The 20,323-nt window shown below is 72.2% G+C and carries 14 protein-coding genes; 10 read left to right on the top strand and 4 right to left on the bottom strand.

Annotated elements, in window-relative coordinates; genetic code table 11:
• Nucleotides 1-37 precede the first annotated feature (37 nt).
• Nucleotides 38-394 (bottom strand): PLD nuclease N-terminal domain-containing protein, encoded by a 357-nt coding sequence (locus IE134_RS24860; protein WP_030710846.1) that lies wholly within the window; start codon nucleotides 392-394, stop codon nucleotides 38-40.
• A gap of 154 nt (nucleotides 395-548) precedes the next feature.
• Here IE134_RS24860 and IE134_RS24855 point away from each other — a divergent pair, with 154 nt between their 5' ends.
• Nucleotides 549-2,006 (top strand): menaquinone biosynthesis decarboxylase, encoded by a 1,458-nt coding sequence (locus IE134_RS24855; protein WP_030710844.1) that lies wholly within the window; start codon nucleotides 549-551, stop codon nucleotides 2,004-2,006.
• The gene (gene mqnP / locus IE134_RS24850) at nucleotides 2,003-2,923 is read left to right on the top strand and encodes a menaquinone biosynthesis prenyltransferase MqnP (protein ID WP_030710842.1); all 921 of its coding nucleotides are present in this window, start codon (nucleotides 2,003-2,005) and stop codon (nucleotides 2,921-2,923) included. The genes IE134_RS24855 and mqnP overlap by 4 nt, the downstream gene beginning before the upstream one ends.
• A gap of 24 nt (nucleotides 2,924-2,947) precedes the next feature.
• Here mqnP and IE134_RS24845 read toward each other — a convergent pair whose 3' ends face one another.
• On the bottom strand, nucleotides 2,948-3,580 hold the full coding sequence (locus IE134_RS24845) for a rhomboid family intramembrane serine protease (RefSeq protein WP_030710840.1): 633 nt from the start codon (nucleotides 3,578-3,580) through the stop codon (nucleotides 2,948-2,950).
• Nucleotides 3,581-3,701: 121 nt separating this feature from the next.
• On the opposite strand from IE134_RS24845, the gene IE134_RS24840 reads away from it, so the two are divergent.
• Nucleotides 3,702-4,385, top strand: a complete 684-nt coding sequence (locus IE134_RS24840) for a UbiX family flavin prenyltransferase (RefSeq protein ID WP_098016666.1) — start codon at nucleotides 3,702-3,704, stop codon at nucleotides 4,383-4,385.
• A gap of 10 nt (nucleotides 4,386-4,395) precedes the next feature.
• Here IE134_RS24840 and IE134_RS24835 read toward each other — a convergent pair whose 3' ends face one another.
• A complete protein-coding gene (locus IE134_RS24835) occupies nucleotides 4,396-4,542 on the bottom strand; it encodes a hypothetical protein (protein WP_010063936.1) in 147 nt (48 codons plus the stop codon).
• A 121-nt stretch (nucleotides 4,543-4,663) separates the two neighbouring features.
• On the opposite strand from IE134_RS24835, the gene IE134_RS24830 reads away from it, so the two are divergent.
• The 5 genes from IE134_RS24830 to IE134_RS24810 all read left to right on the top strand — a co-directional run bounded on the left by IE134_RS24830 (nucleotide 4,664) and on the right by IE134_RS24810 (nucleotide 9,139).
• Nucleotides 4,664-5,119 carry an Lrp/AsnC family transcriptional regulator gene (locus tag IE134_RS24830; protein ID WP_010063935.1) on the top strand — a complete coding sequence of 152 codons (456 nt, stop codon included), beginning with the start codon at nucleotides 4,664-4,666 and terminating at the stop codon, nucleotides 5,117-5,119.
• Nucleotides 5,120-5,167: 48 nt separating this feature from the next.
• Nucleotides 5,168-6,331, top strand: coding sequence for an aminofutalosine synthase MqnE (mqnE, locus tag IE134_RS24825; protein ID WP_030710836.1), 1,164 nt, complete (start codon nucleotides 5,168-5,170; stop codon nucleotides 6,329-6,331).
• Between the two features lie 107 nt (nucleotides 6,332-6,438).
• Nucleotides 6,439-6,960, top strand: coding sequence for a GNAT family N-acetyltransferase (locus IE134_RS24820; RefSeq protein WP_098894076.1), 522 nt, complete (start codon nucleotides 6,439-6,441; stop codon nucleotides 6,958-6,960).
• Between the two features lie 93 nt (nucleotides 6,961-7,053).
• A complete protein-coding gene (locus tag IE134_RS24815; RefSeq protein WP_030710832.1) occupies nucleotides 7,054-7,347 on the top strand; it encodes a DUF4229 domain-containing protein in 294 nt (97 codons plus the stop codon).
• 403 nt (nucleotides 7,348-7,750) lie between these two features.
• Nucleotides 7,751-9,139, top strand: a complete 1,389-nt coding sequence (locus tag IE134_RS24810; RefSeq protein WP_030710830.1) for a dicarboxylate/amino acid:cation symporter — start codon at nucleotides 7,751-7,753, stop codon at nucleotides 9,137-9,139.
• A 92-nt stretch (nucleotides 9,140-9,231) separates the two neighbouring features.
• On the opposite strand, the gene IE134_RS24805 is transcribed toward IE134_RS24810, so the two are convergent.
• Nucleotides 9,232-10,533 carry an alpha/beta hydrolase family protein gene (locus tag IE134_RS24805; RefSeq protein ID WP_189431770.1) on the bottom strand — a complete coding sequence of 434 codons (1,302 nt, stop codon included), beginning with the start codon at nucleotides 10,531-10,533 and terminating at the stop codon, nucleotides 9,232-9,234.
• A 443-nt stretch (nucleotides 10,534-10,976) separates the two neighbouring features.
• Between IE134_RS24805 and IE134_RS24800 the strand changes: the two genes are divergently transcribed.
• On the top strand, nucleotides 10,977-14,387 hold the full coding sequence (locus IE134_RS24800) for a non-ribosomal peptide synthetase (protein ID WP_030710826.1): 3,411 nt from the start codon (nucleotides 10,977-10,979) through the stop codon (nucleotides 14,385-14,387).
• Nucleotides 14,384-20,263 carry a non-ribosomal peptide synthetase/MFS transporter gene (locus tag IE134_RS24795; RefSeq protein ID WP_189431769.1) on the top strand — a complete coding sequence of 1,960 codons (5,880 nt, stop codon included), beginning with the start codon at nucleotides 14,384-14,386 and terminating at the stop codon, nucleotides 20,261-20,263. The genes IE134_RS24800 and IE134_RS24795 overlap by 4 nt, the downstream gene beginning before the upstream one ends.
• Nucleotides 20,264-20,323: the final 60 nt, after the last annotated feature.

Below are 20,323 nucleotides of genomic sequence, written 5' to 3'. Positions count from 1 at the left end.
CCGGGGAGCCGTTGCGTCGTGTGCCGGTGGTACGCCGTCAGGACGTGGGCGGGGTCTTGTCGTCGGGGCTCGTGCCGCCGTCGCGACGGCCCGGCTCCTCCTCGGCCTCCGCCTCGGGCTTCTTGTCGTCCTTGAGGGACTTCAGGAAGTCCGGGTTGTCGTCCGGGGCCACCCACTGCTGCCGCCTGTTGCGCTGCCACGAGGAGGGCCCGGCGCCCCCGGTCCGGTTGTGGCGGTTCTTGCCGGCGACGAGCCAGACGACCGGGCCGACGATCCAGAACAGCAGGATGATGAAGACCCAGGCGATCTTCGGCAGATGCTTGGTGTCCTCCTCCGAGGTGTTCAGGCAGTCGATGAACGCGTAGATCGTCAGAGCCAGCGGGACGATGAACATCAGGGCTCTCATGGTGCGTCCCCCAGGAAGTGGCGGCGGGCGGGACGATTGCCCCGTATCGCGGCCAGGGTACCGGCTCGTCATGAAGGATCCGGGGCGTGGGACGGGGGAGCCCCGGCGGGCCCGCGGGGGCGGGGATGACAAACTGGACCGCATGGCTTACGACGATCTTCGCTCCCTGCTCCGGGCTCTTGAGCGCGATGGTGATCTCAAGCGCGTCAAGGTCGAGGTCGACCCCCACCTGGAGGTCGGCGAGATCGTCGACCGGGTGAACAAGGCGGGCGGTCCGGCCCTGCTGTTCGAGAACGTCAAGGGGTCCTCGATGCCCCTGGCCATGAACGTCTTCGGCACCGACCGGCGCCTGCTCAAGGCCCTCGGGCTGAAGTCGTACAGCGACATCAGCGACAAGATCGGCGGGCTCCTCAAGCCGGAGCTGCCGCAGGGCTTCGTCGGCGTACGGGAGGCCTTCGGGAAGCTCGGCTCGATGGTGCACGTGCCGCCGAAGAAGGTGAAGTCCGGCGACGCGCCCGTCCAGGAAGTGGTGCTGACCGGCGACGACGTCGACCTGGACCAGCTGCCCGCGCTGTTCACCTGGCCCGAGGACGGCGGCTCGTTCTTCAACCTGGGCCTCACCCACACCAAGCACCCCGAGAACGGCGTCCGGAACCTGGGCCTCTACCGGCTCCAGCGCCACGACAAGCGCACCATCGGGATGCACTGGCAGATCCACAAGGACAGCGCCAACCACTACCAGGTCGCGGCCAGGCGCGGGGAGCGGCTGCCCGTCGCCATCGCCTTCGGCTGCCCGCCCGCCGTCACGTACGCCTCCACCGCGCCGCTGCCCGGGGACATCGACGAGTACCTCTTCGCCGGGTTCGTCCAGGGCAAGCGGATCGAGATGGTCGACTGCAAGACCGTGCCGCTCCAGGTCCCCGCGCAGGCGGAGGTCGTCATCGAGGGCTGGCTGGAGCCGGGCGAGATGCTGCCCGAGGGCCCGTTCGGTGACCACACCGGCTTCTACACCCCGCAGGAACCGTTCCCCGCACTGACCATCGACTGCGTCACCATGCGCAAGCGGCCGCTGCTCCAGTCCATCGTGGTGGGCCGGCCGCCGACCGAGGACGGGCCGCTGGGCCGGGCCACGGAGCGGTTCTTCCTGCCGCTGCTGAAGATCATCGTGCCGGACATCGTGGACTACCACCTCCCCGAGGCGGGCGGCTTCCACAACTGCGCGATCGTCTCGATCGACAAGAAGTACCCGAAGCACGCCCAGAAGGTGATGAGCGCGATCTGGGGCGCGCACATGATGTCGCTGACCAAGCTGATCGTGGTCGTCGACTCCGACTGCGACGTCCACGATCTGCACGAGGTCGCCTGGCGGGCGCTCGGCAACACCGACTACGCCCGCGACCTCACGGTCGCCGAGGGCCCGGTCGACCACCTCGACCACGCCTCCTACCAGCAGTTCTGGGGCGGCAAGGCGGGTATCGACGCCACGAAGAAGCTGCCCACCGAGGGCTACACCCGGGACGGCGGCTGGCCGGAGATGGTCGTCTCCGACCCCGAGACGGCGGCGAAGGTCGACCGCCGCTGGAAGGAATACGGGCTGTGAGCAGTGCGGCAGAAGCGGCGTCCGTCCAGGGCCCCGCACCCTCCAGCAGCAAGGTGAAGGCGTTCCTGCGGCTCGTGATGATCGAGCACTCGGTCTTCGCGCTGCCCTTCGCCTACATCGCCGCGCTGACCGCGATGTTCCAGCTGGACGGCACGATCCACTGGGGTGTCCTGCTGCTGGTCACGCTGGCGATGGTGGGACTGCGGACGTTCGCGATGGCCGCCAACCGGATCATCGACCGGGAGATCGACGCCCGGAACCCGCGCACCGCGAGCCGTGAGCTGGTGACGGGCGCGGTGTCGGTGAAGTCCGCGTGGACCGGGGCGATCGTCGCGCTGGCCGTCTTCCTGGGCGCCGCCGCCCTGCTCAACCCGCTCTGCCTGGTGCTCGCACCGGTGGCCGTCGTCCCGATGGTGGTCTACCCGTACGGCAAGCGGTTCACGAACTTCCCGCACGCCATCCTGGGGCTCGCGCAGGCCATCGGCCCGGTCGGCGCGTGGCTCGCGGTGACCGGCAGCTGGTCGTGGGACGCGGTGATCCTCGGGCTCGCGGTGGGGATCTGGATCGGCGGCTTCGACCTGATCTTCGCCTGCCAGGACGTCCAGGCCGACCGGGCCCACGGGGTGCTGTCCTTCCCTGCGCGCTTCGGGATCCCCGCCTCGCTGTGGGGCGCGCGGGTGTGCCACGCGGTCACGACCGGGCTGCTGGTGTGGTTCGGTCTGGCGACGGACGCCGAGATCTTCTACTGGATCGGCATGGCGATCGTCGCCGTGGCGTTCGTCTACGAGCACCGGGTCGTCCGGCCGCACGACCTGTCCCGGCTGAACCGGGCGTTCTTCTCGGTGAACGGCTTCATCGGCATCGCGCTGTTCGCCTGCGCGCTGCTGGATCTGCTGGCGCGGGGCCTGACCCCGTAACGCACCTGGTACGTCGAGGGAGCCTCAGACCGTGACCAGGTTGTCCGGTCCGCGGCGCGCGGACGGGCGGCGGAAGAGGAACGCCGCCGCCACTCCGCCGATCAGCCCGAACAGGTGCCCCTGCCAGCTGACGCCCGACTGGGTCGGCAGGACGCCCCACAGCAGCGAGCCGTAGACCACGGCGACACCGACGCCTATGAGGATGTCCCAGGGGCGGCGGTCCACGAAGCCGCGGACGAGCAGATAGCCCAGCAGTCCGAAGACCACCCCGGACGCGCCGAGCGTGACCGTGTTCTCCGGGGCGGTCAGCCAGACGCCGAGGCCGCTGGCCACGATGATCGTGCACACGACGGCGGCGAACCGGCGCAGCCCCGCGAGGGCGGCTATGAAGCCGAGGACCAGCAGCGGGACGCTGTTGGAGGCCACGTGCTCCCAGCCGCTGTGCAGGAACGCGGCGGGCACCACGTCCCGCAGCTCGGACATCTCGCGCGGGCTGATGCCGTACGTGTCCAGCGCGTGGCCCGTGGCCACGTCGATGCCTTCGAGGACCCACAGCAGGGCCACCCAGCCCGCCATCAGCAGCCCGGCGGTCAGGGCCCGCGCGCTGCCGGTGGTGCCGTGGTCCGTGGTGCGGTCGGTGGTCCAGTAGTCGCCCATGGTCTGCCCCTGCCCCCGGGTTGCCCGTCATCCGGAGAACGTCTGTGGCGCCCGCCCGGTTCCGGGTGCCGCGCGCGGAGGGCCGCCGGATAGGCTCGCGGATGTGGAATCCAGGACTTCAGTGACTCAGCAGCAGCGGCGGCCTTGGATTGTCGGGGTGTCCGGTGCTTCGGGTACCCCGTTCGCGGCCGCCGTCCTGCGCGGGCTCCTGGCGGCCGGCGAGAGCGTGGACCTGGTGGTGAGCCGGGCCTCGCGCCTCACGCTGCTGGACGAGACCGGCATCGCGTTCCGGGACGCGCACTGGCGCGAGGACCTGCGGGCCTGGCTGGATCGCGGCGCCGACGGGAAGCCGGACGCGTTCGCGGTGGGGGACGCGGAGCTGGAGCGCGTACGCCACTGGCCGGCCGGCGATCTGGCGGCCGGGCCGTCCTCCGGGTCGTACCCGGCGAAGGGGATGCTCATCGTGCCGGCCTCGACGGCCTGTGTGGCCGGAGTGGCGCTCGGGCTGTCGAAGGATCTGCTCCAGCGGGCCGCGAGCGTGACGCTCAAGGAGCGCCGCCCGCTCGTCGTCGCGGTGCGCGAGACCCCGCTGAGCGGCCAGACGCTGAAGCAGATGGTGGCCCTGGACGAGGCGGGCGCGGTCGTGCTGCCCGCCTCTCCGGCGTTCTACGCGGGCGCGACGCACATCCAGGACCTGGTGGATTTCGTCGCGGGGCGGGTGCTGGACGCGGCAGCCGTGCCGCATCGCCTGTACCGCCGCTGGGAGGGAGAGCTCGGTGGCGGCTCCCGCAGCCCGGAGGACTGAGAGGTCCGGGTCAGCGCTTCTTGGGGGAGCGCGGGGAGCGGGTCTTGTCGACGCGGTGCGCGGCGGCGGGCTGGTGGGCACGCGAGCGGTTGGCCAGGTCCTGCAGCTCGCGCATCCGGGCGTAGGCCATCTCGATCGTGTACACGGTGAAGTTCACTCCTGAAGATTCGAAAGCGTTTCTTGGATGTTCTAGAAGATTTGCAGGGCGTCGGCCCTGCATGCCTTAGATTCTACACGTAGACTCGCGGTACTGCTGAACAATGGAAGGTTTCAGTCATATGGACGCGGTGGACAGGCAGCTCATCCAGGCCCTCAGGGAGAACGGCAGGGCCTCGTACGCCGAGCTGGGACGGCTCGTAGGGCTCTCCGGGCCCAGCGTCACCGACCGCATCAACCGGCTGGAAACCGCCGGTGTCATCACCGGCTACCGCGCCACCGTCGACTCCGCGTCGCTCGGCCTCGGCGTCACCGCGCTGATCGGCATCTCGCTCTCGGACGCGGCCGACCACGAGGACGTCGCGCGCCGCCTGAAGGACCTGGCGGAGATCGAGGACTGCTGGTTCATCGCGGGCGACGACTCGTACATGCTCAAGGTCCGCGTCGGCGACGTGGACGGCCTGGAGAAGACGATCCGCCGCCTCAGCGGTACGAAGGGCGTCTCGCGGACGCGTACGACGATCGTGCTCTCCACGAAGTGGGAGAACCGGGTCGGGGAACTTCCGGAAGAGTCGTAGGCGTACCGTGGGTCGGAGCCTGATACACGGAGATTTGGGAGGCGACGGGTGGACGCGGGACTCAAGCGCGAGCTGGAGGAGAAGGTCCGGGCCGGCGAGCGGCTGACCCGCGAGGACGGGATCGCCCTGTACGCGTCCGACGACCTGGCGTGGCTGGGCGGCCTGGCGCACGAGGTGCGCATGCGCAAGAACGGTGACGTGGTGCACTTCAACGTCAACCGGCACCTCAACATGACGAACGTGTGCACCGCCTCGTGCGCGTACTGCTCGTTCCAGCGCAAGCCGGGCGAGAAGGACGCGTACACGATGCGCATCGAGGAGGCCGTCCGCCTCGCCAAGGCGATGGAGAACGAGAACCTCACCGAGCTCCACATCGTCAACGGGCTCCACCCGACCCTCCCGTGGCGCTACTACCCGCGCTCGCTCAGCGCGCTGAAGGAAGCCCTGCCGGACGTGGCGCTGAAGGCGTTCACGGCGACGGAGATCCACCACTTCGAGACGATCTCCGGGCTCTCGGCCTCCGAGATCCTCGACGAGCTGATCGAGGCCGGTCTCGAATCGCTGACCGGCGGCGGCGCGGAGATCTTCGACTGGGAGGTCCGCCAGCACATCGTCGACCACCGCACCCACTGGGAGGACTGGTCGCGCATCCACCGCCTCGCGCACGAGAAGGGGCTCAAGACCCCCGCGACGATGCTGTACGGGCACATCGAGGAGCACCGTCACCGCGTCGACCACGTGCTGCGGCTGCGGGAGATGCAGGACGAGACCGGCGGCTTCCAGGTCTTCATCCCGCTGCGCTACCAGCACGACTTCGTGGACATGAAGGACGGCAAGGTCCGCAACAAGCTCCAGGCGCGCACGACGATGGCGACCGGCGCGGAGGCCCTGAAGACCTTCGCGGTCTCGCGTCTCCTCTTCGACAACGTGCCGCACGTCAAGGTGTTCTGGGTGATGCACGGCGTGCAGACCGCCCAGCTCGCGCTGCAGCACGGCGCGGACGACATGGACGGCTCGGTCGTCGAGTACAAGATCACGCACGACGCGGACGACTTCGGTACGCCGAACAAGCTCGGCCGTGACGACCTGCTGGACCTGATCCGCGACGCCGGTTTCCGGCCGGTCGAGCGGAACACCCGGTACGAGATCCTGCGCGAGTACCCGGGACCGGACGCGGATCTGCGCGAGTCGCCGCAGCCGATGCGCGTCTGAGACGCATCGCGTGACCCATGAAAGCCCCGGCCGCCGTCCCCGGCCGGGGCTTTCTCATGTTCCGGACAGGGTTGAGCCTCCCCGGAGGTAATAGTTACTGTTGCCTTATGGCCCTTACCTTTGAGCTGGACCCCTCGTTCACCCCGGCCCTCCGCGACGGCATCACCGCCCTGTGGGCCGACGTCACCAACGCGGGCGGGGCCGTCGGCTTCGTGCCGCCCGTCACTCCCCAGGGGATCCGGCCCGATCTGCTGAAGCACCTAACCGCCATGGAGAAGGGGACGGTCAGGCTGCTGGTCGGCCGGGACGAGGACGGCGCGGTCGCCGCCACGGCCTTCCTCACGCTCAACGACCACCGGCTGATGAAGCACTGGCTGTGGCTCTACACGGTCATGGTCCACCCCCGCCTCCAGGGCCAGGGGTGCGGCCGGGACCTCATGGCGGCCGCCGCCGACGCCGCGCGCTCCATCGAGGGCATCGAGGCCATCCGGCTGACCTGCCGGGGCGGCACCGGCAACGACCGCTTCTACGCCGCCTGCGGCTACAAGGAGGTCGGCCGGGTCCCGGACGCGATCCGCGTCGCCCCCGGAGACGACCGCGACGACATCATCATGCTGCTGCCGCTCTGAGGCCCGGCAACCCCCTGAACCGAGAGAATTCGGGCCATGCTTCACTGGACGGGCAGAAGTGTGCCGACCGTTGATGGGAAGAGAGGGCCAGCCGTGTCCGCTGCCAAGCCGAGCGCGTTGATCCGTTACACGGCGTTGCGCCTGCTGATCTTCGTCGGCTGTTTCTTCGTCGCCGGTGTCGCCGTCCACTTCGGGCTGATCCCCTCGGGCCTCGGCGGCTCCAACGCGGTCTGGGTCATCCTCCTCGGCCTCGTCCTCTCCGCGCCGCTCAGCTATGTGCTGCTCCGCAAGCAGCGCGACGAGGTGTCCGAGCAGATCGTCGCCGGCGTCGACCGCACCAAGGCGCGCCTGGACGCCAACCGCACGCGCGAGGACGCCGTTCAGTAACGTTCCTCACACGCGCCCCGCGCGACCCCTTCCTTTCCGCCGGACCCCGTACCGGAGCGAACCGCTCCGGTACGGGGTCCGCGGCGTTTTCCGGACAGGTGCGTGGCAGGAGCGCCGCCCCTGAGCCAAAGAAAGGCTTTGAGCTTCTCAAAGTTCAAGTGTTAACGTATTCGACGTGAAGACAGCTGTGCGCCTCCGTCATGCCGCGAGCATCCCGCTCGTGGCGCGCCTGCATGTCGATCTCTGCCGCTGTATGTCCGCGGTCTGTTGCCGCGAGGTCTGATACGGCATCATGCAGCGGCGCCGCCCCTCGACGCGGGCGCCGCGACCCCGTCCCCGTTCCACCGCACGACCGCACGGATGGCTTCCGTGTGTCCCGATGCGTCCTCACTGGAGTGTGTCCGTGTCCGCGAACCCCGCGTCCACCGCCCCCGAGGCCGAGCAGCCCACAGGCTCCGGCTCCGGGTCCCGTCCCCGTATACCCAAGGTCCCGTTCTGGGCCCAGATCGTCGCCGGTCTGGTCCTCGGTGTGCTGCTCGGCTGGCTGGCCCGCAGCCAGGACCTCGGCTGGCTCGTCACCACCCTCGACGAGATCGGCTCGCTCTTCGTCCAGCTGCTGAAGCTGGCCGTCGCCCCGCTGGTCTTCTTCGCGATCCTCGTGTCGATCACCAACCTGCGGCAGGTCAACAACGCCGCCCGGCTGGCCACCCGCACCCTGCTCTGGTTCATGATCACCTCGCTGATCGCGGTCGCCATCGGCCTCGCGATCGGTCTGATCACCAACCCGGGCTCCGGCACCGGCCTCACGCCGAAGGACGGCGAGCTCTCCGAGACCAAGGGCAGCTGGATCGACTTCCTGACCGGCATCGTCCCGACCGACGTGATCACGCCGTTCACCGAGCTGAACGTGCTCCAGATCGTCTTCATGGCCGCCGTCGCCGGTATCGCCGCCCTCAAGCTCGGCGAGAAGGCCAAGCCGATCCTCACCCTCAGCCAGTCGATCCTGGAGCTGCTCCAGAAGGCCCTGTGGTGGGTCATCCGCCTCGCCCCGATCGGCACCGTCGGCCTCATCGGCTACGCCATCGCCGACTACGGCTGGGACCTCATCGGCAAGTACGCGACGTTCACCGCCGACGTCTACATCGGCTGCGCCCTGGTGATGTTCGGCGTCTACCCGCTGCTCCTCGCCACCGTCGCCAAGGTCAGCCCGCTCCAGTTCTTCAAGGGCGCCTGGCCCGCGATCCAGCTCGCCTTCGTCTCCCGCTCCTCGGTCGGCACCATGCCGGTCACCCAGCGGGTCACCGAGCGCCTCGGCGTTCCGAAGGAGTACGCCTCCTTCGCCGTGCCGTTCGGCGCGACCACGAAGATGGACGGCTGCGCCGCGATCTACCCGGCGCTGGCGGCGATCTTCATCGCGCAGATCTTCGACGTGCAGCTGGGCATCGGCGACTACATCCTGATCGCCTTCGTCTCGGTGATCGGCTCGGCGGCCACCGCCGGCCTCACCGGCGCGACGGTCATGCTGACCCTCACCCTGTCCACGCTGGGCCTCCCGCTGGAGGGCGTCGGCCTGCTCATGGCCATCGACCCGATCCTGGACATGATGCGCACCGCCACCAACGTGGCCGGCCAGGCGCTGGTCCCGGTGATCGTCGCGGCCCGGGAGAAGATCCTCGACCACGACGCGTACAACTCCGCCTCGCCCTCCCCGATCGACTCCTTCGGCGACGACGCCGACCGGGACGAGATCCGCGACGCGGAGCCGAAGACCGCGGTGCCCGCCACCGCGTAGCGCCCCGGCGGACGCGACAGCGCCCCCGGACCACCACGTATCCGTACGTGGACGGCCCGGGGGCGCTGTCGTGCTCGCCGTCATGCTCCCCGTCAGGGGCGCTGGAAGAGCACCTCGGGGTGGGCCGGCGCCGGGCCGTCCAGCAGCCGGGCCGGCCGGCCGCGCAGGCTGCGGTCGAAGAACGCGGTCACATAGGCGCGGGTGATCGTCGTCGAACGGGCCGCGGAGAGCGGCGCGTCCGGATCCACGATGCCGAGCTGCTCCCCGATCGCCGGGGTGTCCGTGAAGGTGAAGTGCCCGGAGTCCCGGACCGTCAGCCACCGCTGGAAGCCGTCCAGCCGGGCCCAGCCCTCGTCCCAGGACGTGTCACCCGCACCGGGGGCGTGGTCGGGGTCGGTTCCCAGCATCAGGAACGAGCGCCCGTCGAGCCCGCGAGCGGCGACCGGGTCGAAGAACGTACCGTCCATGTTGACTCCCGCGTCCATCCGGCGGTCGGCGGCTATCGTGGAGGCGGCCGCGTTGCCCCCGATGGAGTGGCCCGCCATGCCCACCCGTCGCGCGTCGATCGTCCGGGCGTGCCGCCACGCGGGGCGCGGCCCGGTCAGCCGGTCCAGCAGGAACGAGAAGTCGGCGGCCCGCCCGGCGGAGACGGCGGCCAGCACCTTGCGCCGCCCGGCGTCGTCGGGCTGTGCGGCCACCTCGTCGCAGGCGGCACAGGTCAGGACCCGCCCGTCGGGCAGCTCCGTACCGGTCGACTCGTACGGATGGTCCGCCGTCGCCACGACGTAACCTCGGCTCGCCAGCTCCTCCGCGAGCCCGGTCAGCGTGGCCCGGGGCGTGCCGAAGCCGGGGGAGAGCAGAACGAGCGGGAAGCGCCCCGGGGCGGGCCGGGCGTCCGTACGGGAGAAGGTCCGGGTGGCGGCGACCAGCCCGGGCCACTCCGGGTCGTCCAGCCCGCGCTGCGCGAGCATCAGCCGCGCCTCCGCCTCCGGCATGTACGGGGCCGGGTCACCGCCGCTGCCCGGGCGGGCCGGGTAGTGCAGCGACACCAGCAACTGGCGTGCCCCGGCGGCCGGCACCCAGGGGTCGGTCCGCTCGTGGTCGGTGAGGAACAGGGTGTCGCGGCCGGTGGCGTAAGGCCCGGTGGGGCGGGGAAGCGTGAGCGCGGCGGGGACGGCGGGGTCGCCGGAGGCGGGCGGGGTGGAGGCGGCCGGGGAAGCGGGCTTCAGGGCGGCGGCCGACGCAGGCACTAAAGCCGTAGCCGTCGCCGCTGTCGCCCGCCCGGACGCCGAGGCGGGCGTGGCCGTCCCGGCGAGCGCCGCCAGGGAGGCCAGGGCCAGCGCCGTGGCGGTCGCGGCGGCCCAGGACCGTCGATTACGCAGGAAGATCGTCATGTCCGCCACGCTAGGCGGCGGCCCGGACGGGGCGCATCGGGCGGCGGGTGGAGACGTGTCGGACGACGGGTGGAGACGGGTCCGACCGGAGGAGGAGAAGGCCACGGTTCCACAGGCGCGGAGGCGCTGCGGGAACCGCTGTCCTTCGCTCGCCGGAACGGCTGTTTCAGCCAGCTGGAAAGGGCTGGACGCCCCTTTCCTGGTCGTATGTCCCTGGCTGCGTGGCCGGTACCAGCCACCCTTGCGTGGTCCAGACCATTGACTTGCGCTGTCTCGCCCTCCTACCGTGACCGTTGCCCGGGGCCGAGATCGCGGGGAGGCCGAAACGCGCCACTGCGGCCCCCTGCGCTGCTTTCTGACGACCCGTCGGCGCACGCGTCCGGTGCTGCCCGCCACCCTCGGCGGAGCGGTGCCGACGGTCGGCACACAGGGGAGCACCGCACATGATCGGTACGACAGGTGGGGCCACGGCGGGCGCGGACGGCGCCCTCGATCCGGCGGTGGCGGGAGCTGGGCAAGAGATCGGCCTCCCCCTGAGTCCGGCACAGGAACGCCTGTGGTTCCTGCACCAGTTGGACCCCGGCGACGCCTCGTACAACATCCCGCTCGTGCTCCGCCTGACCGGCGCGCTCCACGAACCGGCTCTGCGCTCCGCCTTCGACGCGACCGTCGCCCGGCACGAGGCCCTGCGTACCCGCTTCCCCGACCGGGACGGCCACCCCGTCGTCCTCGTGGAGCCGCCCGCTCCCGTCCCGGTCGAGAGCGTCGACCTGCGCCGCGACCCGGGACGCGCTCCCCGGCTGCTCGCCGAGCGGACCAACGCCGCCTTCGACCTCGCCCGCGGTCCGCTGCTGCGGGTGGCCCTGCTGCGGACCGACGACGACGAGCACCTGCTGTGCCTCGTCCTGCACCACATCGTCGCCGACGGCTGGTCGCTGAACCTCCTGCGCGCCGAGTTGGCCACCCGGTACGCCGCCCACCTGGACGGTCACGCGGTCGAGCTGCCCGAACCGTTCCCATACACCGAATTCGCCAGCAGGGAGCGGGAGTTCGCCGACGGTCCCGAGGCGGACGCGGCCGTGGCCCACTGGCGGGAGCGGCTGGCGGGTGCGCCCGTGCTCGACCTGCGCCCCACCGCCACGGCGACGGACGAAGGACCCGGTGGCGCCTTCCACACCCGGCGGCTCACCGGTGCGGGCCGTGCGGTGGACGCCCTGGCCCGCCGGCAGCGGTGCACCCCGTTCATGGTGCTGCTCGCCGCCTACCAGGTGCTGCTGCACCGCTGGACGCGCCAGGACGACTTCTGCGTCGGAGTCCCCGCGGCCGGCCGCGGGGAGCCGGAACTGGAGGAGACGATTGGCTACTTCTCCACCACTCTCGTCCTGCGCGCCGAACTCGCGGGAGCCCCGTCCTTCGCGGAGCTGCTGCGCCGGGTGCGCCGCTCGGTGCTGACCGCGTTCACCCATGACCGGGTCCCCTTCGAGCGGCTCATCGACGAACTGGGCGTCGAGCGACGGCTCGGTGGCAGTCCGCTCTTCCAGACGCTGCTGACCGTTCACACCCAGGACGAACCGGACGGTCACGCGGGGGAGTTCGCAGGCCTGGGCTGTGCCGAGACGGACGGCGGCCATGCGGCCAGCAAGTTCGAGGTGATGCTCGACCTGCGCCGCGAGGGCGACGACCTGATCGCCGTGTTCGGCTATCGCACCGACCTCTTCGACGACCCCTGGGCGGCCCGGTTCGCCCGGCACTTCGAGACGCTGCTGCGCGGCGCGCTGGCGGACCCGGACGCCCCGGTGCCCGGACTGCCGCTCCTGACCGGGGCGGAGGAGGACGAGCTGCTGGCCCTGGGCACCGGCTGCGCCGTACCGGAGGCCGACGGGGAGGCGCTGCCCGCCGCGCTGGAGCGTGCGGCACGGACGTACGGCGACGACCGGACGGCGGTGCGTGACGCGGCCGGTGCGCTCACCTACCGGGAGCTGTGGGAGGCGGCCGGGGCGCTCGCGGTGCGGCTGCGGGGCGCGGGGGTGCGGGACGGGGACACGGTCGGCGTCCGCCTGCCGCGCGGTACGCGGGCGGTCACCGCGATGCTGGCCGCCTGGCGGGCCGGCGCGGCCTATCTGCCCCTGGACCCGGCCTATCCCTCCGCCCGTCTCGACTTCATGGTCGCGGACACCGGCGTACGGGTGATCGTGGCCGACCCGGATGCCGCGAAGGGCGGTCCCGCGGACGTGGCCGAGGTCCCGGATGCCGCGGAGGGCGGCCCCGCGAGCGGCCCCGAGGCGCCGGACGCCGCGACGACCGCCCCCGTCGTGCTCGCGCCCGAGGTGCCCGGCCCGGCCGGTGTGCCCGATCCGCGCTGGGCGGCGGGCCGGGACCATCCGGCCTACGTCATCCACACCTCCGGCTCCACCGGCCGGCCCAAGGGCGTCGTCGTCCCGCACCGCGCACTGGCCGCCCGGGTCGGCTGGATGCGGGAGCACTACGGCATCACGGCGGACGACGAGGTGCTGCAGTTCGCGTCGCTGAGCTTCGACACCCACGCCGAGGAGATCTTCCCCGCCCTGATCGCCGGAGCCCGCCTCGTCGTCGCCGACCCGGACAGCACGCTGCCCGACCACCTCCACCAGGCAGCCGGGCGGGGCACGGGCCCGACCGTCCTGGACCTGCCCACCCCGTACTGGCACGAGCTGGCAGGCGACCTCGACGCCGTCACCTGGCCCCCGGGCCTGCGGCTCCTGATCCTCGGCGCGGACCAGGTGCAGCCCGGGGCGGTCGCCGCATGGCGGGCCCGGTTCGGCGACACCGTGCGGGTGGTCAACTCCTACGGTCCGACCGAGACCGCCGTCATCGCCGCCACCGCGGACCTGGGCCACGCCGACGCCCGTCACCGCCCGCCCATCGGCAGCCCGATCGGCGGGACCACCCTCACCGTCTGCGACCCGCTGGGCCGGCTCATGCCGCAGGGGGCGGCCGGTGAACTCCTGGTCGGCGGCGCCGGGGTGACGTACGGCTACGGCGGCAGGGCCGGGGCCACCGCGCGGGCCTTCGTGCCCGACCCGTACGGCCCGCCCGGCTCCCGCCGCTACCGCACCGGCGACCTGGTCCGCTGGCGGACGGACGGGCGGCTGGAGTTCCTGGGCCGCATCGACGACCAGGTCAAGGTACGCGGCTTCCGCGTGGAGCCCGGCGAGGTGGAGACCGCCCTGCTGGCCCTGGACGGGGTCGGCCGGGCGGTGGTGACCGTACGGGGCGAGGCGCTGGTCGGCTACGTGGTCCCGGAGCGGGGCGGGGGCGCCCCGCCGACCGCAGACGCTCCGACGGGGCCTGCGGCAGAAGCCCCGGCCGGGCACCCGGCGGGCGGGCTGTCCGCCGGGGCGCTGCGGGCCGCCCTGGCCGCCCGGCTCCCGGCCCATCTGGTCCCGAACTCCCTGGTCGTGCTGGACGCCCTGCCGCTGACCCCGAACGGCAAGGTGGACCGCCTCGCCCTGCCCGCGCCCGAGCGGCGGCCCGACCTCGGACCCGGTTACGTCGCCCCGCGCACCGATGCGGAGGCGCTCGTCGGAGAGGTGTGGACGGAGGTGCTGGGCCTGGACCGGGCGGGCGCGCTGGACGACTTTTTCGACCTGGGTGGACACTCGCTCCTCGCCACCCGCGTCATCGCCCGGATCCGGGCCGCCGCCGGGGTCACCGTGCCGCTGCGGACCCTGTTCGTCCACCGCACCGTCGAGACGTTCGCCGTCGCCGTGGAGGACCTCCTGCTCGCGGAGATCGAAGCGCTGACTGACGAGGACGCCGAGCGGCTTCTCGCGGCCGAGTCCGGCCCGGAGAGAAACGGAACGACCACCGCATGAGCAGCACCGAGACCCGCCCCGCGGACAGCACCCGGGAACCCGCAGAGGGACCCGACGACGGCACCCGGGAGCCCGGAGGGAGACCCGGCGGCAGCACCCGGGCCACCCCAGAACCCGGCGGGCGGGCCGCCGCCCCGCTCTCCGACGCCAAGCGCGCCCTGCTCGCCCGGCGGCTGCGCGGCCGCGCCCACCCGGCATCCCGGACCGTGCCCCGGCGGCCCGAGGGCACGGTGCCTCCGCTGTCGTTCGCCCAGGAACGCCTGTGGTTCATGGAGCAGTTCGCGCCCGGCACCGCCGCGTACAACATCCCGGTCGCCCGTCGGCTGCGCGGCCCGCTGGACCGTCCGGCCCTCCAGCGCGCCCTCGACGCGGTGATCGCGCGCCACGAGACGCTGCGCTCGCGCTACCCGGCCACCGACGACGGACGCCCGGTCCTGGAGATCGCCGCCCCGGCCCCGTTCGCCCTGCGCACCGCCGATGCGGACGACGAGGAGCACGCGGCCCGGCTGGTCGACGAGCTGGGAGCCCTGCCCTTCGACCTGGTCGCCGGCCCCCTGATCAACGGCCTGCTGGTCCGCGTCGGCGCCGACGACCACGTCCTGCTCCTCGTGGTCCACCACAGTGTCAGCGACGGCTGGTCGAGCGAGGTCCTGGTCTCCGAGGTGTTGCGCGGTTACGCCGCCCACGCCCGCGACGAACCCGATCCGCTCACCGAACTCCCAGTTCAGTACGGGGACTTCGCGCTCTGGCAGCGTGAGCGGCTGACCGGCGGACGCCTGGGGGACGAGGTCGCCTACTGGGGGCGGGAGCTGGCCGGGGTCCGGCCGCTGGAGCTCCCCACCACCCGGCCGCGCCCCGAGCACCAGACCTTCGACGGAGCCGGATACGGCTTCGATGTCGACCGGGACCTCCTCGACCGGCTCACCGCCCTGGGCAAGGAGCACGGCGCGACCGTGCACATGGTGCTGCTCGCCGCGTTCCAGCTGGTGCTGTCACGGTTCTCCGGGCAGCGGGACTTCGCCGTCGGATCACCCGTCGCGGGCCGGCCCGAGCCCGAACTCGAAGGTCTCATCGGCATGTTCGTCAACGTGCTGGCACTGCGGGCACGTCTGGACGGCGACCCGGCGTTCACCGAACTCCTCGCCCGGACCCGGGAGACCTGTCTGGAGGCGTACGCCCACCAGGAGCTGCCCTTCGCCCAGTTGGTCTCCGAGCTGAACGTCGAACGCGATGTGTCCCGCTCCCCGGTCTTCCAGGCGGTCCTCGCCGTCCAGAACTACGCGTCGGCCGCACCGGAAGCCGAACTGCCTCTGCACGTCGAATCGTTCGGGCTGCATGCCGCCGGGACCCGGTTCGACCTCGAACTGTTCCTGATGGAGGGGGAGGGCGGTCTGCGGGGCGCGTTCAACTACAACACCGACCTCTTCGACGAGTCCGCCGTCGCCCGGATCGCCGAAGCCCTCGACCGGCTGCTGCGCGACGTGGCCGACCGGCCCGATCTGCCGGTCTCCGCCCACGACACCCTGGACCCCGACGAGCGGCACCGGCTGCTCGACGCATGGAACGACACCTCCGTCGGCCTGCCGCACGACGCCACCCTCCCCGGTCTGGTGGCCGCACAGACCGCCCGTACCCCCGACGCCATCGCCGTCGGCTTCGGCGACGAGACCCTGACGTACGCCGAGCTGGACCGGGCCGCCGCGCGCGTCGCCCGGCGGCTGGCCCGGGAGGGCGTCGGACCGGGAAGCCTCGTGGCGGTCAGCGCCGAGCGGTCCCCGGACCTGCTTCCCGGCCTCCTCGGCGTCCTGCGCACCGGGGCGGCGTACACCCCGCTGGACCCCGAATACCCCTCCGAACGGCTCGCGTTCATGCTCGCGGACAGCGCGGCCGAGGTGCTCCTCACCCAGCGACGGCTGCCGGTGCCGGAGGGCTGCGCGGCCCGTGTCCTGCTGCTGGACGACCCGGCCGAGTGGGACGGGGACGGGGCGGACCCGGTGGGACCGGAGGCCGACGACCTCGCGTACATGATCTACACCTCGGGCTCCACCGGCCGGCCCAAGGGCGTGCCCAACACCCACCGGGCGATCGTCAACCGGCTGCTGTGGATGGCCCGCAGATACGAGGTGGGGGTGGGCGACACCGTCCTCCAGAAGACCCCGACCGGCTTCGACGTCTCCGTCTGGGAGCTGTTCCTGCCGCTGATCACCGGAGCCCGCCTGGTCCTCGCGCAGCCCGGGGGCCACAAGGACGCCGCCCACCTGCGCGACACCATCCTCCGACACCGGGTGACCGTGGCCCACTTCGTACCGGCGATGCTGGACGTGTTCCTCGCCGAGGACGATGTGGAGCGCTGCACCACCCTGCGCCGCGTCGTGTGCAGCGGCGAGGAACTGGCCCCGCACACCGCCCGCGCCTTCACCGCCCGGCTGCCGCACTGCGCCCTCGCCAACCTGTACGGGCCGACCGAGGCCGCCGTCGACGTGACCAGCTGGGAGTGCGCGGGCGACCTCACGTCGGTGCCGATCGGCGCCCCGGTGGACAACACCCGCCTGTACGTCCTCGACGCCGACCTGCGCCCCGCCCCCGTCGGCACACCCGGCGAACTCCACATCGGCGGCGTCCAGGTGTCCCTGGGCTACCACCGCCGCCCCGGCCTCACCGCCGCCCGCTACGTCCCCGACCCCTGCGGCCCGCCCGGCGCACGGCTCTACCGCACCGGAGACCTGGCCCGATGGCGGGAGGACGGGCAGCTGGAGCACCTGGGCCGGATCGACCAGCAGGTCAAGATCCGGGGCCTGCGCATCGAACCCGGCGAGATCGAGGCGGCCCTGCGCGCCGAGGACGGCATCGCCGCCGCGGCGGTGATCGTGCGCGAGGACCGGCCGGGCGACAAACGCCTGGTGGCGTACGTCGTACCGGGCGGGGCCGGGGACGCGAGCCCCGCTCGGGGCGGGGGCGACGACCGGGCTGGGGACGCGAGCCCCGCTCCGGCCCGGGGCGACGACCGGGCCGAGGGCGGTGAACCCGGCCGGAGCGGGTCCGCCGGGCCCGACCCCGCCGCCCTGCGCACCGCCTTGCGCCGCACGCTGCCCGACTACATGGTCCCGGCCGCCTTCGTCACCCTGGACGCCCTCCCGCTCACCCCCAACGGCAAGCTCGACCGCCGCGCCCTGCCCGCACCGCAGACCGCCCGCCGCACCGGTGAGCCGCTCGCCGCCCCGGAGACCGCCACCCAGCAGGTGCTGGCCATGATCTGGGCCGAGATCCTGCATCTTCCCGAAGTCGGTGTCGACGACGACTTCTTCGACCTGGGCGGGCACTCTCTGCTCGCCACCCAGGTCATCGCCCGGGCCCGCAAGCGGCTGCCCGAGGCGGGGGCGCGGCCGGTCAGCGTCATGGACCTCTTCACCTCCCGCACGGTCCGCGAACTCGCCGCCCTCGCCGACCTGGACGAGTCCGAGCGGGGCCCCCGCCACCTGCTCCACCGGCTGACCCGCCCCGCACCGCCCGGTGAGCGGACGCTCTCCTTCGTCTGCGTCCCGTACGGCGGCGGCAGCGCGGTCGTCTACCAGCCGGTCGCCGATGAACTGTCCGCCGGATACGACCTGTGGTCCGTCGCCATCCCCGGCCACGACATGGGCGTCACCGAGGAGCACCTGCCGTTCGACGAGCTGGCCGAGAAGATCGCCGCCGAGATCCGCGAACGGGTCGAGGGACCCGTGGCCCTGTACGGGCACTGCGCCGTCGGCAGCGCGCTCACCGTCGCCGTCTCCCGCCTGCTCGAAGCGTCGGACCGGGCGGTGGAGGCCGTCTACATCGGGGCCCAGTTCCCCTTCGCCCGCCCGCGCGGCCGGGTCCTGGGGCTGCTGAGCCGGATCTCCGCCCTGGACCCCCTGCTGAGCGACCGCGTCTACTTCACCTGGCTGCGCTCCATGGGGGCGGAGGTCGGGGACCTCGACGAGGCCCAGATGAAGTTCATGATCGGCAACATGCGCGCCGACTCCCGGGCCGCCGAGGCCTACTTCACCGAGGCGCTGGCCGAGGTCGAGGCGGGCGGCGCGCTGCTGAAGGCCCCGGTGATCTCGGTGATCGGCAACCGGGACCCGGCCACCGACTTCCACGAGGAGCGGTACCGCGAGTGGCAGATGCTCGCCGAGCGCTCGGCGCTGGCGGTCCTGGACGAGGCCGGCCACTTCTTCCTCAAGTACCGGGCGCGAGAACTCGCCGAGATCATCACCCGCACGCATCCAGCGGTCCTGGCCGGCCTGGACCCGGCGGGCGGGCTGCCGCGGGAGGCGGATGACGCTTCCTGGTGGTTCCACGAGGTGAGCGCGCGGGACGGCGGACGAACCGGCCCGCCGGGCGGCGTACAGGACGAGGAGGGGGCCGAGGCCTCCGACGCGCGGAGCGCGGGGGCGCCCGCCGCCGACGCCGACGGGCCGCGCGGCGGTACCCACGCGCCGGACGAGGCCCCCGACTCCGGTCCGGCGCCCGGCATGGGCCGCTTCCTGGCCGTCGCCTTCGGCCAGTTGCTGTCCATCACCGGATCCGCGCTGACCGAGTTCGCCCTGCCGGTGTGGATCTACATGGAGACCGGCTCGATGGGCAAATACGCCCTCTACGCCGTCATCGGCATGCTGCCCGGCATCCTCGTCGGACCACTGGCCGGAGCGGTCGTCGACCGGCTCGACCGCCGCAGGGTGATGCTGACCAGCGACATCGTCGCCGGATCCACCCAGGCGGCGCTGCTCACGCTCCTGCTGAGCGGCAACCTCGCCTCCTGGCACATCTACGTCCTGCTCGGCGTGCTGTCGGTGGCGCTCACCTTCCAACGGCTCGCCTACGCCTCCTCCGTACCGCAGCTGGTGCCCAAGCAGTACCTCGGTCACGCCAACGGCATCACCCAAATGGCCTTCGGTTTCGCCCAGTTCATCGTGCCGCTGGCGGCGGTGGCGCTGATGGCGGGGATCGGCCTGAAGGGCATCCTCATCCTCGACGTCGTCAGCTACACCATCGCCATCGGCGTGCTGTCGTTCGTGAGGTTCCCGAAGACCCTCCCCTGGAAGCGGAAGGAGTCGCTGGTCGCGGAGATCAAGCACGGCTTCGCCCACTCCTGGCGCAACCGGGGCTTCCGGGCGATGCTCCTGTGGTTCGCGGCTCTCAACATCTTCCTGTCCCCGCTGTTCCTGCTGATCACCCCGCTGGTGCTGTCGTTCGACTCGCTCGCGGCGGTGGCGCGGATCTCGGTCGCCGGGGGAGCGGGCGCCATCCTCGGCGGTATCGCGATGGGCTTCTGGGGCGGCCCGAAGAACCACCGCATGCGCGGCATGCTGGGCCTGGCCGGACTGCTCGCGCTGGCCTGTGCGCTGGTCGGGGTGCGGGCGGACCTGTGGATCATCGGCATCGGCGCGTTCGGGATGTCCTGCGCCCTGTCCATGGTCAACGGCGTCTACACGACGATCGTGCAGATCAAGGTGCCCCAGCGGTTCCACGGCCGGGTGTTCGCGCTGAACACCCTGGTCGCCTGGTCCACCCTGCCGATCGGGCACGGCGTCATCGCCCCGGTGGGCTCGGCGGTCTTCGGCCCGATGTTCGAGGACGGCGGCTCGCTGGCCTCGACCGTGGGCGCCCTGATCGGTACGGGGCCGGGGCGCGGCATCGGGTTCATGTACCTGCTGTTCGGCGCGGCGATGCTCGCCCTGGTGGTCATCGGCCTCCGGCTCCCGGTGCTGGCCCGGTTCGACCTCGACGTCCCGGACGCGCTGCCGGACGACCTGGTCGGCATCCAGGAACGCGACCGCCGGACACGGGCGGCGCAGGCCGGCGGGGCCGGAGCGGTCGAGGGCGACCCGGCCACCGCGGAGGCCGTCCGGTGAGCGCCGCCACTTCGGGCAGCCGTCCGACGGGCGCCGCCTCCCCGGGGGGCCGGGTGCGGA

Origin of the sequence: Streptomyces rubiginosohelvolus (assembly GCF_014649875.1) — a bacterium.
Taxonomy (GTDB): domain Bacteria; phylum Actinomycetota; class Actinomycetes; order Streptomycetales; family Streptomycetaceae; genus Streptomyces; species Streptomyces rubiginosohelvolus.
Note: the sequence above shows the minus strand (reverse complement) of the source record. Positions and strands in the feature narration are given on the sequence as shown.

Coding starts and splice junctions, on each gene's coding strand:
- IE134_RS24820 (WP_098894076.1), top strand. CDS start 6,439: ATGGCCCTTACCTTTGAGCTGGACCCCTCGTTCACCCCGGCCCTCCGC.
- IE134_RS24855 (WP_030710844.1), top strand. CDS start 549: ATGGCTTACGACGATCTTCGCTCCCTGCTCCGGGCTCTTGAGCGCGAT.
- IE134_RS24800 (WP_030710826.1), top strand. CDS start 10,977: ATGATCGGTACGACAGGTGGGGCCACGGCGGGCGCGGACGGCGCCCTC.
- IE134_RS24860 (WP_030710846.1), bottom strand. CDS start 394: ATGTTCATCGTCCCGCTGGCTCTGACGATCTACGCGTTCATCGACTGC.
- IE134_RS24805 (WP_189431770.1), bottom strand. CDS start 10,533: ATGACGATCTTCCTGCGTAATCGACGGTCCTGGGCCGCCGCGACCGCC.
- IE134_RS24845 (WP_030710840.1), bottom strand. CDS start 3,580: ATGGGCGACTACTGGACCACCGACCGCACCACGGACCACGGCACCACC.
- IE134_RS24830 (WP_010063935.1), top strand. CDS start 4,664: ATGGACGCGGTGGACAGGCAGCTCATCCAGGCCCTCAGGGAGAACGGC.
- IE134_RS24795 (WP_189431769.1), top strand. CDS start 14,384: ATGAGCAGCACCGAGACCCGCCCCGCGGACAGCACCCGGGAACCCGCA.